Annotated in this window: 11 protein-coding genes; 1 reads left to right on the forward strand and 10 read right to left on the reverse strand. The window is 54.7% G+C overall.

The window, feature by feature from the left end; all coding sequences use genetic code 11:
• Nucleotides 1–61 precede the first annotated feature (61 nt).
• The 5 genes from AC3G2T_RS28350 to AC3G2T_RS28370 all read right to left on the reverse strand — a co-directional run bounded on the left by AC3G2T_RS28350 (nucleotide 62) and on the right by AC3G2T_RS28370 (nucleotide 11211).
• Nucleotides 62–4315 (reverse strand): glycoside hydrolase family 6 protein, encoded by a 4254-nt coding sequence (locus AC3G2T_RS28350; protein WP_474679858.1) that lies wholly within the window; start codon nucleotides 4313–4315, stop codon nucleotides 62–64.
• A gap of 125 nt (nucleotides 4316–4440) precedes the next feature.
• Nucleotides 4441–7695: a glycoside hydrolase family 48 protein gene (locus AC3G2T_RS28355; RefSeq protein ID WP_488437661.1), complete on the reverse strand. Its 3255-nt coding sequence runs from the start codon at nucleotides 7693–7695 to the stop codon at nucleotides 4441–4443.
• A 36-nt stretch (nucleotides 7696–7731) separates the two neighbouring features.
• Nucleotides 7732–9636, reverse strand: coding sequence for a cellulase family glycosylhydrolase (locus AC3G2T_RS28360; protein WP_474679794.1), 1905 nt, complete (start codon nucleotides 9634–9636; stop codon nucleotides 7732–7734).
• 801 nt (nucleotides 9637–10437) lie between these two features.
• Complete coding sequence (locus AC3G2T_RS28365; protein ID WP_474679795.1) at nucleotides 10438–10740, reverse strand: YunC family protein; 303 nt, start codon at nucleotides 10738–10740, stop codon at nucleotides 10438–10440.
• A gap of 96 nt (nucleotides 10741–10836) precedes the next feature.
• Nucleotides 10837–11211, reverse strand: coding sequence for a DUF1304 domain-containing protein (locus AC3G2T_RS28370; protein ID WP_488437688.1), 375 nt, complete (start codon nucleotides 11209–11211; stop codon nucleotides 10837–10839).
• Nucleotides 11212–11333: 122 nt separating this feature from the next.
• Between AC3G2T_RS28370 and AC3G2T_RS28375 the strand changes: the two genes are divergently transcribed.
• Nucleotides 11334–11804 (forward strand): hypothetical protein, encoded by a 471-nt coding sequence (locus AC3G2T_RS28375; protein WP_474679796.1) that lies wholly within the window; start codon nucleotides 11334–11336, stop codon nucleotides 11802–11804.
• A gap of 45 nt (nucleotides 11805–11849) precedes the next feature.
• On the opposite strand, the gene AC3G2T_RS28380 is transcribed toward AC3G2T_RS28375, so the two are convergent.
• From AC3G2T_RS28380 to AC3G2T_RS28400, 5 genes are all read right to left on the reverse strand, one after another.
• Complete coding sequence (locus tag AC3G2T_RS28380; protein ID WP_488437662.1) at nucleotides 11850–13688, reverse strand: putative bifunctional diguanylate cyclase/phosphodiesterase; 1839 nt, start codon at nucleotides 13686–13688, stop codon at nucleotides 11850–11852.
• Between the two features lie 21 nt (nucleotides 13689–13709).
• Nucleotides 13710–14825, reverse strand: a complete 1116-nt coding sequence (locus tag AC3G2T_RS28385; protein ID WP_488437663.1) for an ATP-binding protein — start codon at nucleotides 14823–14825, stop codon at nucleotides 13710–13712.
• Entirely contained in the window at nucleotides 14783–15211 is a 429-nt protein-coding gene (locus AC3G2T_RS28390; protein WP_488437664.1) for a PAS domain S-box protein, read from the reverse strand. The genes AC3G2T_RS28385 and AC3G2T_RS28390 overlap by 43 nt, the downstream gene beginning before the upstream one ends.
• Before the next feature lie 126 nt (nucleotides 15212–15337).
• On the reverse strand, nucleotides 15338–15703 hold the full coding sequence (locus AC3G2T_RS28395) for a DUF423 domain-containing protein (RefSeq protein WP_474679860.1): 366 nt from the start codon (nucleotides 15701–15703) through the stop codon (nucleotides 15338–15340).
• A gap of 109 nt (nucleotides 15704–15812) precedes the next feature.
• Complete coding sequence (locus tag AC3G2T_RS28400) at nucleotides 15813–16115, reverse strand: hypothetical protein (RefSeq protein WP_474679799.1); 303 nt, start codon at nucleotides 16113–16115, stop codon at nucleotides 15813–15815.
• Between the last annotated feature and the right edge of the window lie 38 nt (nucleotides 16116–16153).

A 16153-nucleotide genomic window follows, 5' to 3' on the forward strand; every position in this document is an offset into this window, starting at 1 on the left:
CACAATCAACCCTCCATAGAATCGGAATTGACACATTTCCGTTTATGCAGGGAAATCGAACCTAAGGTTCGATTCCCCACACGAGTGTGCCGTTCTGGTAGAGCGTCACTTTGTTCCAGTCCGCGTACGACGTTTTGGTCGGATCGAACGAGTAATCGTTGGCTTCGTTGAAGTTCGACCAGTCGGCTTTGGACATCCGCAGTTGGATCTCACCGGTCTGTCCGCCGGCCGGAATCGAACCCGCCGCTGCCGTAAAGCTCAACTCGACGTAAGTGTCCGTATTCGCACCCGTAGCGTTGACGAATGTTCTTTGGATGTTGCTGCCGCCGATTTGCGCCCAGTCGATCCAGGAATCCACCGCCTGAGAGCCGTCTTTGGTGAAATAGTAGCGCAGCTTCAGATCGCTTAAATTGACTGGCGACGTACCGGTATTCTTAATATTGAAAAACGGCTTGATCTGGTTGTCGGTTGCGTTCGTATCCGCTGCACGGTACTGCACAACCAGAGTGCCTGTAGGCTGCGTCGTGCCTTGCGGCGTAACGCTCACTTGCGCGGAATTCGCGCTCTCGCCCGCGCTGTTCACTGCACTCACGACGTAGTAATACGTCGTGCCGTTCGTCAAGCCGGCGTCCGTGTACGTTGTCGCCGTCAAGCCTGTCGCGACCATCGTGTAAGGGCCGCCGCTTGTCGTCGCGCGCTTCACGTTATAGCTCGCCGCTCCCGTTGACGCGCTCCAGCTCAGCGCTGCCTGCGCATTGCCCGCTGTCGCCACGAGACCTGTCGGCGCTGCCGGTACGGTCACTCCCGCGCTCGGCGTGGCGCTCACTTGCGCGGAGTTCGCACTTTCGCCCGCGCTGTTCACTGCACTCACGACGTAGTAATACGTCGTGCCGTTCGTCAAGCCGACGTTCGTGTACGTCGTCGCCGTCACGCCTGTCGCGACCGTCGTGTACGGGCCGCCGCTTGTTGTCGCGCGCTTCACATTGTAGCTCGCCGCTCCCGCCGACGCGCTCCAGCTCAGCGCTGCCTGCGCATTGCCCGCTGTCGCCACGAGGCCCGTCGGCGCTGCAGGTACGGTCACTCCCGTACTCGGCGTGGCGCTCACTTGCGCGGAGTTCGCGCTCTCACCCACGCTGTTTACTGCACTCACGACGTAGTAGTACGTCGTACCATTTGTCAAGCCGACATTCGTATACGATATCGCCGTCAAGCCCGTCGCGATCGTCGTGTACGGACCGCCGCTCGTTGTCGCGCGCTTCACGTTGTAGCCCGTCGCTCCGCTTACCGCGCTCCAGCTCAGCGCCACTTGTGCGTTGCCTGCTGTCGCTACGAGGCCTGCAGGCGCTGCAGGTACGGTCGGATTGCCGCCGCTGCCCGGAATGGCCGGATAAGCGTTCTGAACGAGCTGCACGAACTGATCATGGAACCAGTGACCCGATATAGGAGCGTTCGGCAATGCGCCTGTCAGCGTACCGTTCGCATTCGTGTAGGTCGGGTCGCACATTCTGTCAAAGCCTTTGCCCTCGTTATTCGGGATCAGTGAGCTCGAACCGTCCGATTCGCCCGGCGGCTTCACCCATACGAACGCATCAAGGTGCGATGCCGGATAGCCCGCTGGCGCTGCCTGAGGCGGCTGGCCCATGCCTGCTCCGGAAGCGTTGCACCAGTTGCCCCGGTGAAGACGCTTGTCGACTCGACCTGAATTCACATAATCGTTAATATTGCTGCCGCTTGCTCCGGTCGGGCGATTCGGTCCGCCCCACCCGTTGCGGGAAGTATCAACCAGGAAGCCGATGCTTGCCGGCCAGCCTTTTGCCACGAAACCGGAGTACAGCGCTGCTGTAAAGTCCGCCTCGTCAAAATACGGATTCCACTCATAGTAATTAGCGGACTTGATCTGCTGCCCGCCGATATTCAGATTGGGGTCGGGCAAATTAGGTTCTTCAAGAGGCGTCGTATTCGCCGTATCCGTAATGAAACCGTCGACGCTTGCAAGTCCTGCCGCTGTTCCGGATACGACCGAAGTGATGAGATCGATCGAAGGCTGGCGGTTGGAATCCCATCCGAGCCAACCGGAGTGTCCCATATCCATGTATGTGTATACATTCGGAATTGCATGCAGCTTATCGAGCGCGTACCTGGTCCCATCGCGATAGATGTTCGTGGAGTTCGCCTGGGCGCACTTTGGATCGCTCAGGTTCGTCACCAGATTCGGCAAGGAATCCGGCTCGATTACGGTAGCAATCCGGATGTCCTTATACTTAGGATTGGCGAAAATGCTTGCAATCACATCAATATATTGCGTTTTGTACGTTTGCAGCGCTTCCTGCGTTAACGGAAGCTCGCCGTTCGATGCCAGCGCATGGCAATCGCGTCCCGGCAAATCGTAGATAACGAATGTCGCCGTGATCGGTGTGTTGCCTTGTTTTTGCGCGAGTACGGTATCCAGCGTTTCCGTCAAACTTTTGCGGCCGCCGTTCGCTGCACCGCCCTGAATCGACGCAATGCTGTCAAGCCAGACGGCTGTCGGGTACGATTTGACCGTCTGCATTTTTGCGATCAGCGTGCTGTCGCTTACTTGCGCGATCGACGTATCGACCGATGCCGCATAATCGGGGTTCACGTATAACGTTGCTCCCAGAAACGGATTGTCTGCATGAGGCACTGCCGCCCCTGCGCTCGGCGTGGCGCTCACTTGCGCGGAGTTCGCGCTCTCGCCCACGCTGTTCACTGCACTAACGACGTAGTAGTACGTCGTGCCGTTTGTCAAACCGACGTTCGTATACGACGTCGCTGTCAAGCCCGTCGCGATCGTCGTGTACGGACCGCCGCTTGTTGTCGCACGCTTCACGTTGTAGCTCGTCGCTCCGATTACTGCGCTCCAGCTCAGCGCCACCTGCGCGTTGCCCGCTGTCGCCACGAGGCCTGTCGGCGCTGCAGGTACGGTCGGATTGCCGCCGCCATTGCTGCCCGGAATAGCCGGATAAGCGTTCTGAACGAGCTGCACGAACTGGTCATGGAACCAATGACCCGATAAAGGAGCGTTCGGCAACGCGCCTGTCAGTGTACCGTTCGCATTCGTGTAGGTCGGGTCGCACATTCTGTCAAGACCTTTGCCCTCGTCGTTCGGGATCAGCGTGCTCGAACCGTCCGACTCGCCCGGCGGCTTCACCCATACGAACGCATCAAGGTGCGATGCCGGGTGACCGGCTGGCGCCACCTGCGGCGCTTGGCCCATGCCTGCGCCGGAAGCGTTGCACCAGTTGCCCCGGTGGAGACGCTTGTCGATCCGGCCTGAATTCACATAATCGTTGATATTGCTTCCACTCGCTCCGGTCGGCCGGTTCGGCCCGCCCCACCCGTTGCGCGAAGTATCGACCAGGAACCCGATGCTTGCCGGCCATCCTTTTGCCACGAAACCGGAGTACAGCGCTGCCGTAAAGTCCGCCTCGTCAAAATACGGATTCCACTCATAATACTTGGCGGACCTGATCTCCTGCCCGCCGATGTTCAGATTGGGGTTGGGCAAATTCGGTTCTTCAAACGGCGTCGTATTCGCCGTATTCGTAACGAAGCCGTCAACACTGGCAAGTCCGGCCACGGTCCCAGATACGACCGAAGTGATGAAGTCGATCGCAGGCTGGCGGTTGGAATCCCAGCCGAGCCAGCCGGAGTGCCCCACATCCATGTACGTGTACACATTCGGAATCGCATGCAGCTTGTCGAGCGCGTACCTGGTCCCATCGCGGTAAATGTTCGTGGAATTTGCGTCGGCACATTTAGGATCGCTCAGGTTCGTCACCAGATTCGGCAGGGAATCCGGTTCGATGACGGTAACGATCCGGATATCTTGATATTTGGAATTGGAGAAAATGCTTGCAATCGCATCGATATACTGCGTTTTATACGTTTGCAGCCCCGCCTGCGTTAACGGAAGCTCGCCGTTGGACGCCAGCGCATGGCAATCACGTCCCGGCAAATCGTAGATAACGAACGTCGCCGTGATCGGTGTGCTGCCTTGTTTTTGCGCTAACACGTTATCCAGCGTTTCCGTCAAACTTTTGCGGCCGCCGTTTGCTGCGCCGCCCTGAATCGCCGCAATGCGGTCAAGCCAGACGGCTGTCGGGTACGATTTGACCGTCTGCATTTTTGCGATCAGCGTGCTGTCGCTTACTTGCGCGATCGACGTATCGACCGATGCCGCATAATCGGGGTTCACGTATAACGTTGCGCCCAAAAACGGATTGTCTACGTGCGCCTCGGCCGCAGAACTGCTGTTTCCTAAAGGTATGAAGAAGCTTACTAACATTGCCATGATCAGACAAATAATCGAAACGGGTTTCGATTTATACAAAGCGGTTATCATCTGTTCATCTCCTTGATAATTAGTTAAAACAACGGGACACATTGCAGGCGTGCCCCGCTGCTCCGATCCGTTGCCTAAGGCTCAATGCCCCAAACGAGCGTGCCGTTTTGGTAGAGCGTCACCTTGTTCCAGTCCGCATACGACGTTTTGGTCGCATCGAACGAGTAATCGTTGGCCTCGTTGAGGTTCGACCAATCGGTTTTGGACATACGCAGCTGGATTTCTCCGGTCTGCCCGCCGGCCGGAATCGAACCCGCCGCTGCCGTAAAGCTCAGCTCGACGTAAGTGTCCGTATTCGTGCCCGTGGCGCTGACGAACGTTCTTTGGATGTTGCTGCCGCCGATCTGCGCCCAGTCGATCCACGAATCCATCGCCTGCGAGCCGTCTTTGGTGAAATAGTAGCGCAGCTTCAGATCGCTTAAATTGACTGGCGTCGTGCCGGTATTCTTGATATTGAAAAACGGCTTGATCTGATTGTCGGTTGCGTTCGTATCCGCTGCACGGTACTGCACGACCAGATTGCCCGTAGGCTGCGTCGTACCTTGCGGCGTAACGCTCGCTTGCGCGGAATTCGGGCTCTCGCCCGCGCTGTTAACCGCACTTACGACGTAATAATAAGTCGTGCCGTTCGTCAAGCCGGTGTTCGTATACGACGTCGCCGTCAAGCCCGTTGCGACCGTCGTGTACGGGCCGCCGCTTACGCTGGCACGCTTCACGTTATAGCTCGTCGCTCCCGCCACTGCGCTCCAGCTCAGCGCTGCCTGTGCATTGCCCGCTGTCGCCACGAGGCCCGTCGGCGCTGCCGGTACGGTCGCCCCTGCGCTCGGCGTAACGCTTACTTGCGTGGAGTTCACGCTCTCGCCCACGCTGTTCACTGCACTCACGACGTAGTAATACGTCGTGCCGTTCGTCAAGCCGGCGTCCGTGTACGTCGCCGCCGTCACGCCTGTCGCGACCGTCGTGTACGGACCGCCGCTCGTTGTCGCGCGCTTCACGTTGTAGCTCGCCGCTCCAGCCGACGCGCTCCAGCTCAGCGCTGCCTGCGCATTGCCCGCCGTTGCGGTCAGGCCCGCCGGCGCTGCAGGTGCGGTCGGATTCGTCGTGCCGCTGCCAAGCAAACGATCGTATTCGGCATAGGCTGTCGCCACATCGACTTGCGACCAGAAGCGGTGATATTTGAACGTTGGGGCGCCGTTCGTCCATTTTTTCGTAGTCGGGTTCCATGACGAGTTGTACAGATTAGTCAGATAAGACCATTTCGGATCTTGCGTAATTTTCGGGCGGAGCTCCGGATAGCTGATATATACGCCGTTGCCGCCTTTTGCCGGATCGGAGGCCGTGCCGCCCGAGCCCGGAATCGTGTTGCCTTGACCGAACTTGCCGCTCCAACCGTTCGGGAAATAAATTTCTTTCGTAAAATAACGATAATAGTCTTCGCGCTTTTCATCTGTGGCGATGCCTACGCCGTCGTTATAACTCCAGGCGGCGCCTAACAGCTGCTCCGCGAGCGTTTTGGCCTGGGTGCCCAGCGCCGTCAAGCTTCCTGTCTCCGCTTTTGTGCCTGCAGCAAAGAATGAGAGCGCTTTAGCATAGCTTCCAAGCACACCGACGTCCTGGCTTGGGCTCGTTAAATAAACATGGTAGTTCGGGTTGCCCGTAAACGTGGAGAAGTTGTTCCATGTGTCAGGTTGACCGCTCCAACCGAGGCTGCTCGGAAGCCAGAACTCGCCCGGCGCCGAAGTTGTCGCGATCGCCGGATTGGCTCCTCCCGTAACCCGCTGCCCGGAAGCGTTCAAATAGTAGCCGTCCGCGTCGGTAACCGGCTTCTTGTCGACAAACACATAATCCATCGACCAATCGATCCATTTGGTAATGACATTTTTGGCCATTTTGAAGTTTTCGGAAGTAATATCGCCGCTGGAAGCGAGAATGTAGTACAATTCCGCAACGCGCTCAAGCGGCCAAGCCTGGAACCCGAACCATGTGTTCGAATTCGGATCGTGATAAACCGGCGCCTCCTGATAGGCCATGCCATAGAACGTGCTTACCCCTGCAGGATATGCGCTGTAGCTGCCGTTAAAGCTGTTCGTCGCGCCCCCGCCAATGCCCCCTTCCGAAGATAGCAGCCAGTTGTAAAATTCCAGCTGCCGCTTCAGCGAAGCGTTCCAGTCGGTTTGAGCTGTCGGCGACGACGGAATCAATCCGCCGTTGGCGTCGGAAAGCGCATACGCCGCGACCGGGTTTTGGTACGCCTGATGCGCATGGCTGGCGCCGATCCGCCAAGCCCAGTTGCCTCCGCTGCCAAGGCCGCCGCCCCAAGACGTGTACCAAGCCATCAGATACATGTTGGAGTTTTTGCCGCTGCCCGCTTGCGGGGAGCCGCCGCTGGCGCTGCCGATTTTTTGGAAATACTTATCATACATGCCATAGCGCAAATAGTCGCCCATCTTTTTCGCCTTGTTCAGATAGTTCGCGTTGTTATAGCCAAGCTTCTTGGCCCAATACATAACCTGAACGGCCCGGGCGTCCGCATCGGTTGCATTCGTGTAGCGCCACTGGGCGGCTGGGGCCTGATTTTCTTTCGTAAACAGAGACATGAAACCTTCGTTCGTTTTGCCGAATGTTTTATTGTCCTGGGACGGGTGGTCGATCGCCTCCCAGACGGATTCCTGCTCTCCGCGCTGGAACGTGTTCACATACGTCGACGTATGTGAAGGATTGAGCGTGTTGCCGTATCCGTACCAGTTATCCACGTCGATGAGCCAGTGCATCAGATAGGTCTGGTTGTTGCCGTAAGTCGATTTCAGCTCGCTGTCGATCGGATCTTGGCCGGCCGGATATTGGCCCGACAATTGTGAAGGATATTGGTCGGGATACGGTTTTTCCGCCGCATAAGTGGCCGGGCTGTTCGGATTGTAGTTGCTCATCGTCGGCTGCTCTTCCTTGCCGTCGCCCTCGTTTATCGGGATAATATATTTCTCCATATTGTCCCAAGCCGCTTCCAGCTTGGACCAGTCGCCAGTGTAGCGCCCGTAGAGCGTCTCCAGCCACAGCCAGTAGCTGTAAGCTTCCGATGTACTCATATGCCCGTAGTCAGGCGCCTCGCTGATGAGCGTTTCGATCGAATGGTATGGGATGCCTTCAGGAGAAAAATAACCGTTAGCCGGATTTTTGATCTGATTGTACATTTGCAAAAAGCGCGTTTCATTCACGCTGGCCGCCGCCGCCGTTTGCGGGGATCCGACGAACAATTGGACGCTGGCTGACAATACAAGAGTGCTCGTCGTCAATACGCTTAGCCATTTTTTGGGCTTGACTCCAATCACCATATCACTTCTCCTTTGATTTTAGAAATTAGAGGAGCTTTAGGGCTCCGTTCCCCATACAAGCGTGCCGTTCTGATAAAGCGTGACTTTGCTCCAGTTCGTATACGCCGTCTTGGTCGCGTCAAACGAATAGTCGTCGCTCTCATTGTAATTTGTCCAATCGTTCTTGTTGATCCGCGTCATCAGATCCCCGGTGTTGCCGCCTGCGGCCACGCTGCCGGCGCCTGCGCCGAAGCTGATCTCCAGATAATAATCCGCCCCGGTCTTCGCCGTGCTCATGGGAACCAGCTGACCGTTCACATTCGCGCAGCCTACATTCGCATAATCACAGTTGAACGTTTGCGGTTTAACTCCGTCGATCGTGTACCAATAGCGGATTTTCAGGCTGCTTAGCGGAACGGCCGCCGTGCCGTTGTTCACGATGCGAAAATGCGGCTTGAACTGATTGTCGCCAGGGTTCGTATCGCCCGCTTTGTACTGAAGCGCCAGCGTGCTTGAGGTGCCGCCGCCTGCCGACGGAGAAACGCTTAGCTGGGACGAATTCGCCGATTCGCCGGCGCTGTTCGAAGCGCTTACCACATAGTAGTAAGCCGTGCCGTTCGTCAAGCCGGTGTCCGCATAACCCGGCGACGTCAAGCCGGACGCAACCGTCGTGTACGGTCCGCCATTTACAGTCGCGCGCTTCACGCTGTAGCTTGCCGCACCTGCGGACGCGGACCAGCCCAGCGTAATTTGCCCATCGCCGGCCGTTGCGACCAGCCCGGTCGGAGCCGCCGGAACGGTCGGATTGCCTCCGCCTCCTCCGGGAAGCGCTTTCATCAGCCGATTAAGCATATCTTGCTTCGGTTGATTCCATGTGGTCCAATCGTCCAAAAGCAGACCTCCGGTATCGCCGCTATTCGGATTTACGCACCAGTAAGTCCAGTACATATCGTTCGCTTTGAGATAATCGACAAGCGCGTTTTGCCACTTGCCCTCGACCGAAGCCGTATCTACACTGCGGCCCCCGAACTCTCCGGCGAGAATCGGTGCGATGTTATTTTTGTGGATGTAGCCCCAGTAGGCGTCCCAAATGGCCCGCATGTTGCTTGGAAACGAAGCGTCGGAGAACCACGGTTGGTTCGATACGCCCGGACCGTAATCGTGCGGAGAATAGACGACTCGGTTCGCGACGTTCAGCCGCACCGGATTATCCTGCACCCCTTTCAGATTGCCGCCCCACCAGTAGCTGCCGCTTTGTCCCTGGACGTTCGCATCTACGCCCTCGACAATGATCAGCCAATTCGGGTTCACGCCGAGAATCGCATTGCCGGCGCGCTCCGCCGCCAATCGCCAATCGCGCGACTGATCCCCGCAGCCCCAGCAAATGTTGCCGTGCGGCTCGTTGTGCAGATCGGCACCGATGACGGTATCGTTGCCCAAATAGCGCTGCGCAAGCATTTTCCAATCGTCGATCCAGGTCGCTTCGGAAACCGTGGACGTATACCACTGTTCCGATTGGCCGGCTGCCGTTGGCCGATGGCGGTCCAGGAACACTTTCATGCCGCGCGAGCCCGCTTTTTCAATCAATTTGTCAAGAATCTGAATCGGCGTCAGTCCCTGGAGATCGGGATTTTGCACGTAGTCGATGCTGTTTGGCATTTTCCCGGGCAGAAACATTTCGTTCGTATACGGAATTCTCAGCAAATTGTAACCTTTTGTTTTCATTTGATCGAGCATGCTGTCCATCGAACGGGTCCACAAACCGTGCGGCGAAAAGTTCGACGTCTCAAATCCGAACCAATTGATGCCGTTAAAGGTGGCTGGAGTACCGCCTGAGTCCACGATCCGGTTGCCGCTGGTATGATAATAATTCGGGCTGCTTGCGGAAGCGCCGATTCCCGATACCAGAGTGCTTGCAGCTAGAAGCAGACCGAGTGTGAACTTCGCTGCTCTTCCATTCATCTTTTCCCAACCTTTCCAAATTAAAATAAACTCGAGGAAATTCCGCTGGTCTTACATATGCACCGCCTCCTTTCCGTTCGAACCGCCCCGACTATCACCTCCTCTCATATTTCCGATATGGTTCCGAAGCAGCATAAATGCCTCATCGTGAGCCCATTATAAGTAAATGTTGACAAAAAGCTCTATCACTTTGGTTACCCGATTAACACTTTAATGACAATTATAATGCTAAATTGGTATATTTATCAATAATTTTATTAAAAATTACCAAAAACTTTGACAAAAACCGACAGCTTGTCCGATAAAAAAAATCACCCTGCGGGTGACAAACGATTACATCCGCCGGAAATGGATGACCGGCATAGACACGCTGAAGACGAAGCATTATTGCATTTGTGCAAGCTTTTTCCCACGAAATGGGTTCAGATTCATTTTTTTCGAAAATCCCTGCCGCAATCTACCTAGCTGCACAAAGAAAACCTGCAAAAATACATGAATTTGCGTCCTTGATCATTGGCCACGAACAATTCCTGCAAATGTGCAGGCTTTTCACCAAATATATGGACACAGACTCACTTTCAGCAAAAATTCCTGCACTTTCGCAGGTTTTCACCCCAGACCAGCCTGCCAAGCCGCCGCATGACCACCCGCCGTGCAGCACTGCAACCCGCGCCGGGAGAGGCGCTTGCTAAAACGTCCTGGTGGCGTTAGAAAATTGCGCGATACCTTTTTCATGACGCCTGACCGCGGTGTTCATCGAAAAAAAGACGCCGGAAGCCGGCGCCCTTCATTCCCTATTTATTATACCATTTTCAAAATGGCCTCTCGCCCCGTCATACCGACCCGGATTCCCAAATCTTCCGCCGTATGCGTCACCGATTCGAGAGGCGCATCCAGAAGCTCCTGGATCGTACGGACTCCCGTTGCCCTGGCCGCCACAATGTTTCTTTCCCTCAACCGTTCATTTAACAGCGCCACGTCCAAAGCGCCGCACATAATGTATCCTTTATCCGTCGTAACGACCAGCAGCGTCGTTTTAGGCAGCTTGACTTCGATGGCGATTACCGTATGTCCGTCCAGAAGAATTGGTTCTACCCGCATCATGCTCAGCACAGCTCCTCTTCGCAGTCTTACGGGTAGTATATGCGGGCATTGCTAGTTCGGTGTAGTAGCGGATTTCGTACTTTTTTTCAACCGGCGCTAAGCGGAAAAAATCGCCAAACATACGAATAATAAAGCGGCCAGGGCGGGAAGTCCCTGAACGAGCAAAATCGACCTTTTGGCGGTCAATCCCCCGAAAACGGCTGCGCAAAGCACGCAGATGAGAAAAAATAATTGGATTTGCCGGCCCACCACCGCATCCGGATATAACAAACCCCAGATCAATCCGGCGGCCAAAAAGCCGTTATAAAGCCCTTGATTCGCAGCCAGCGATTTGGAGGCTTCGGCCGCTTCTTTGGTCGTTCCGAAAGCTTGCAGCCCCCTCGGTTTTGTCCACATAAACATCTCCAGATAAAGGATGTATATGTGCTCGATTGCCACGAGGGCCACTAAAATGACGCTGATCATCGCTATTAGCTCCTTTTCCCAAAATCACATGAAAATGCAACTATTTTTGGACACAATATCGTGATATAGTTAGGTTATTACTTTACTAGGCTATCAATTCGGTTATCATTATCAAGCAAGGAGACCTTATGAATCAGGGAAAAGTGAGCACGAACCGCCACGGGCACTTATTCACCGTAGAAATTTTGATCGAAGAAACGACCAACGGTCTGGCCTTGGAAAAGCTTCTTCATCTGTTGAATACGGACCAAGTACGGGATTATAAGATCCTGAAAGGAATCGATCTCGGCCAACTGATCGAGGTTAACGCGAGAGGGCACTCAAGTCCGGAACCGTCCGCCCTGCTGAAGGAGGCGACTGCGAGCACGTCCAGCCAACGGGCAAATGAGAAAGTGATCGAGCAGCTTGAACAGTTCAAAAATAACAACACGCTTGTCCGGCTGACTGTCATTAAGGCGAAAGGAATCAAGTTGAATCTGCCTTGCCGCATCCTCAACTATGACAGCGGCTCGCAAAATGTAACCGTCTATCATGTCGACGAGAAAAAGGTTTATTCCTTTAAACTTAACGAAATCGACGACTACATGGCTACTGTCTGATACTGCGAACGAGGGCGCCCCACCCGGGGCACCCTCTTATTTATTTTAAGCGCCCGTCTCGGCCGCTTGCGAGCCGCCCTGCAGCATGCCCTCCATCTGGTGCGCGCTGATCGGCGGGCTGAACCAGTAGCCCTGCACTTCGTTGCAGCGGTTTTGGTGCAAAAAGCGGAGCTGATCCTCGGTTTCGACGCCCTCCGCAATCACCTTCAAATTCAAATGATGCGTCATGGCGATGATCGTCGCGACAATCGCGGCATCATTCGGGTCCGTCATAATGTCCCGCACGAAGGAACGGTCGATCTTCAGCTTATCGATCGGAAACTTTTTCAAAAAATAAAGCGAGCTGTAGCCGGTGCCGAAATCGTCAATGCTGACATTGACGCCCAGTTGCTTGAGTTCGAGCAGCGACTGGGTCGCATGGTCCACATCCATCGTCATACTTTCGGTAATTTCCAGCTCCAGGTACTGCGGATCCAGTCCGGTCTGTTCCAGAACATGGCCGATTTTGCCCTTCAGGTTATGTTGGAAAAACTGTCGCATCGACAAGTTGACGGAGATCGGAATCGGCGGAAAGCCTTGATTTTGCCAGGCTTTGTTTTGCTTGCAGGCGGCGCGCAGCACCCATTCTCCGATCGTGACGATCAGCCCGGTTTCTTCCGCAAACGGGATGAATTGATTCGGCGGGATCATTCCCCGATCCGGATGATTCCAGCGGATCAGCGCCTCCGCACCGACGATGCGCCCGGTTTCGATGTCCACCTGCGGCTGGTAAAACAGCATGAACTCGTCGTTCGCTATCGCTTTGCGGATGTCGTTCTCCAGCTTGATCCGGTTGATGGAAATGGACTTCATATCGGTATTGAACACTTGAAAATCGTTGCGCCCCTTCTCCTTCGCCCGGGCCAGGGCAATATCGGCGTACTTCATCAGCATCTCCGCATCCTCGGATTCATCGGAGGAAATCGCGATCCCGATGCTGGCTGTAACGTGCACTTCGTACTGCTCCAGCACAAACGGCTTCTCCAGCACCCGGTTAATCCCGGCGACAAGCGCAATCGCATCATTGGAATCAGCCGCATTGGTGTAAAAGAAGGCAAACTCGTCGCCCTCGGTCCGTGCAAGAAAATCGTTCTCCGTGACGCATCTCGTGAACCTTTCGGCGAGCTGCAGCAGCAGCATATTGCCGTAATCATGCCCAAAGCTGTCATTGACCAGCTTGAAGCGGTCGATATCCAGATAAAAGACGGCAACCTTTTGTCCGAGCGATCGGGCCAAAGCTAAAGTTTCGTTCAAATGATCCTTGAACATTCTGCGGTTCGGCAATCCGGTCATATCGTCATAATAGGCCATGTAACGGATCTTCTCATCACCGCGCTTGCGCTCCGATATGTCCTGGCAGATCAGGACGCTGCCGTGACCGCCAGTCCCCGCTTCTGCCGGCGCAGCGGTAACGTGCAAATTGATTCGGAACCCGGTCTTGTGAATCACCGCCGTTTCAAACGCTACCGCCTTCCCCACCCTGGCCTGCTCCACGCAAGACAGCGTGGCGGTTGCATGCTCTTCGGCGACCAGCGCCGCAAACGGCCGGCCGAGCAGCTCCTCGGCCGTGAAGCCGAGCATTTTTTCCGCCTCCCGATTCACTCGTACAAACCGGCCTTGCCGGTCGAAAATGCCGATCGCGTTCGGGTTATAATCAAACAATGAATCCGGCAAGGAAGATGCCGCGCGCTCTGTCTGAAGGGCTTTGTTCGAACCGTTTCTGCCCAGCGCGACGAGCAGCAATAGTGAGGCTAGTATGCAAATCCATGCTGTATAGGGCTTTATGTATAGGCTTGCGATTACGACGAGAACGATATACCCGCCTATATAAACCCGCTTACTCACTGGCTGTCCTCCTTCATCTGCTCAATCCTTCGTGATTGGAAGCGTAACGCTGACTACCGTTCCTTCTCCTACCTTGCTTTCCACAAGCATATGCCCTTTATGGTCTTCAATAATTTTGTAGCTGACCATAATACCTAGTCCTGTGCCCTTTTCTTTGGTCGTAAAAAAAGGTTCGCCGAGCCGGGCCAGCACCTCTTCCGAAATTCCGCACCCTCTGTCCTTCACGACGATTCGCACGCAGTCCCCGGCTTCCGCTTTGACCTGAATATCGATCCGCCCGCCCTCCGGCATCGATTCCATCGCATTTTGAATCAGGTTGATGAACGTTTGTTTCAACTGGTTTTCTTCGCACATGACAAGCGGCAGGCCGTGTTCGACCGTCGTCGCGAACTGGATGTTGCTCAAAATCGCCTGGCTCTCCAGCAGCGTAACGACATTACCCACGATTTTCTCCACGCTTTCGGGCCGGAAACGCAGCATCTGCGGTTTCGCCAGCACAAGCATTTCCGTAATGATCAGCTCGATGCGGCTGAGTTCGGACAGCATAATTTCGTAATATTCCTCTTTGCCCGCCGCGCCCGCCCGCAGCAGCTGGATAAAACCTTTCAGCGACGTCAGCGGGTTGCGGATTTCGTGCGCCACACCGGCGGCAAGCTGGCCGACAACCGAGAGCTTTTCCGATTTGCGCAGCATTTCTTCGGTTTTTAGCCGCTCCGTAATATCCTTGAACGTAATGACGACTCCGATCATTCGTCCGCTTTCGCATATTGGAGAGGTCATGTACTCGACCGGGAACGATTCGCCGGTCTTTTTGTAGAACAGCTCGCTGGCATTATGATCGAACACGCCCTCAAGCATGCTGCGGTAAAACGAGGAGCCTGCGCTTGCCTCCGAATCCCCTTTCCCGGCCGGACCGCTGAGAACCATGTACGCGTCTTTTCCGATCATTTCTTCTTCGGAGTAGCCTGTTATTCGCTCCGCGGCGTCATTCCAGAAAATGGTACGGAGATGCTCATCCACGCCAAAGATGCCATCCGACACCGCGTTGATAATAAGCTGGTTTTTGTTATGCAGCTTCTCAATCATCGCCTCGTTCAGCTTGCGTCCCGTAATGTCCTGTACTTGGGATACGACCATGCGGGGCTTCCTTCCCGGTTCCGCACGAGCGTAACGGTCAAAATGCCCCATATCAGCTCCCCGTCTTTGCGCACATAGCGCTTTTCCAGCTGATAGGAATGGCTTTCCCCGCAAATGATCTGTTCGAACTGCCGCAAATCCGTATCCCAATCTTCGGGATGCGTGATTTCAGGAACGCTCCGTACAAGCAGTTCCTCTTCCGTGTAACCTAACAGGCTGCATAACGAATCATTCACTTTAAGAATTTTGCCTTCCATGCTCACAAGCGCCATCCCGGTCGCTGCATGGCCAAAAACGTAACGGAATAACTCATCGCTGGCGGGCAGCCCGAGCTCCAACTGAATCGGATCGCGGGTATTTGATGAATTCCTTGTGAATTCAGCCATGCTTCCCATCCTTTCGAGTGCGGAAGAATGATCATTTTAATTGAATTCTTTTCTACATTATAGAAGCTTTTTCCTGCAAGGAGGGCAAATAAATGAAAAAAGAGCCGGAAGTATCCGACTCTTGACTCATTTCCATGCGGCTATCGCCAACAAGACCCATCCCAGCAAAAAGCTTACTCCGCCCAAAGGCGTAATCGGTCCGAACCATTTGATCCCGGTCAGGCTTAATGCATAGAGGCTGCCGGAAAAAAGCACGATTCCGATAAACAGTGCCCAACCCGATACCTGGACCATGGAACTGTTAGCGAGCTTGTCCGACAACACGGCAATCAAAATTAGTCCCAGCGCATGGATCATATGGTACTGGACACCCGTACGAAAGACGTCCAGCATGTCGGCTGACAGCTTCTGTTTCAAGTAGTGCGCGCCGAACGCTCCCAAGGCAACCGACAAAAATGCGTTGATGCTGCCGAGGAACAAAAATAGTTTCATCATTGCAGCGAGTCTCCTTCATCCGTCATTATATTCCTTCCTAATCATAGCTGATTTTGCGAAAGGAATCCACCGGGGAGTCCGGGAAACCGGAGATGACCGGGAAGCTTCAGCTAATTTGCCCGATATCGTGCTGGCCTACGATAAGATTGACCGGTTCCACAAAAACTCTCGTAATGACGGGCTGCCTGAGCAGGTCGATTTCGATGTCCACGATTTTCGCACGGGCCGTTTTGCCTTCCCGCTTGTCATAGACGACGTTGAATTCCTGCAGCCCCAACTGATAAGTAACAACCGACGCGCCGACGGAAAGCGCAGGCGATTCGTATTCCCCGTGTTCGAACAGCACTTCCGACAAAATCTCTTCATTCATATCGACAATCGTCACATACTGGCAAAATAAATAACGCATGCATGATGCCCCCCAAATTTGTAAAGTTGGGGAACAAT

The sequence above is a fragment of the Paenibacillus sp. sgz302191 genome, assembly GCF_057749925.1.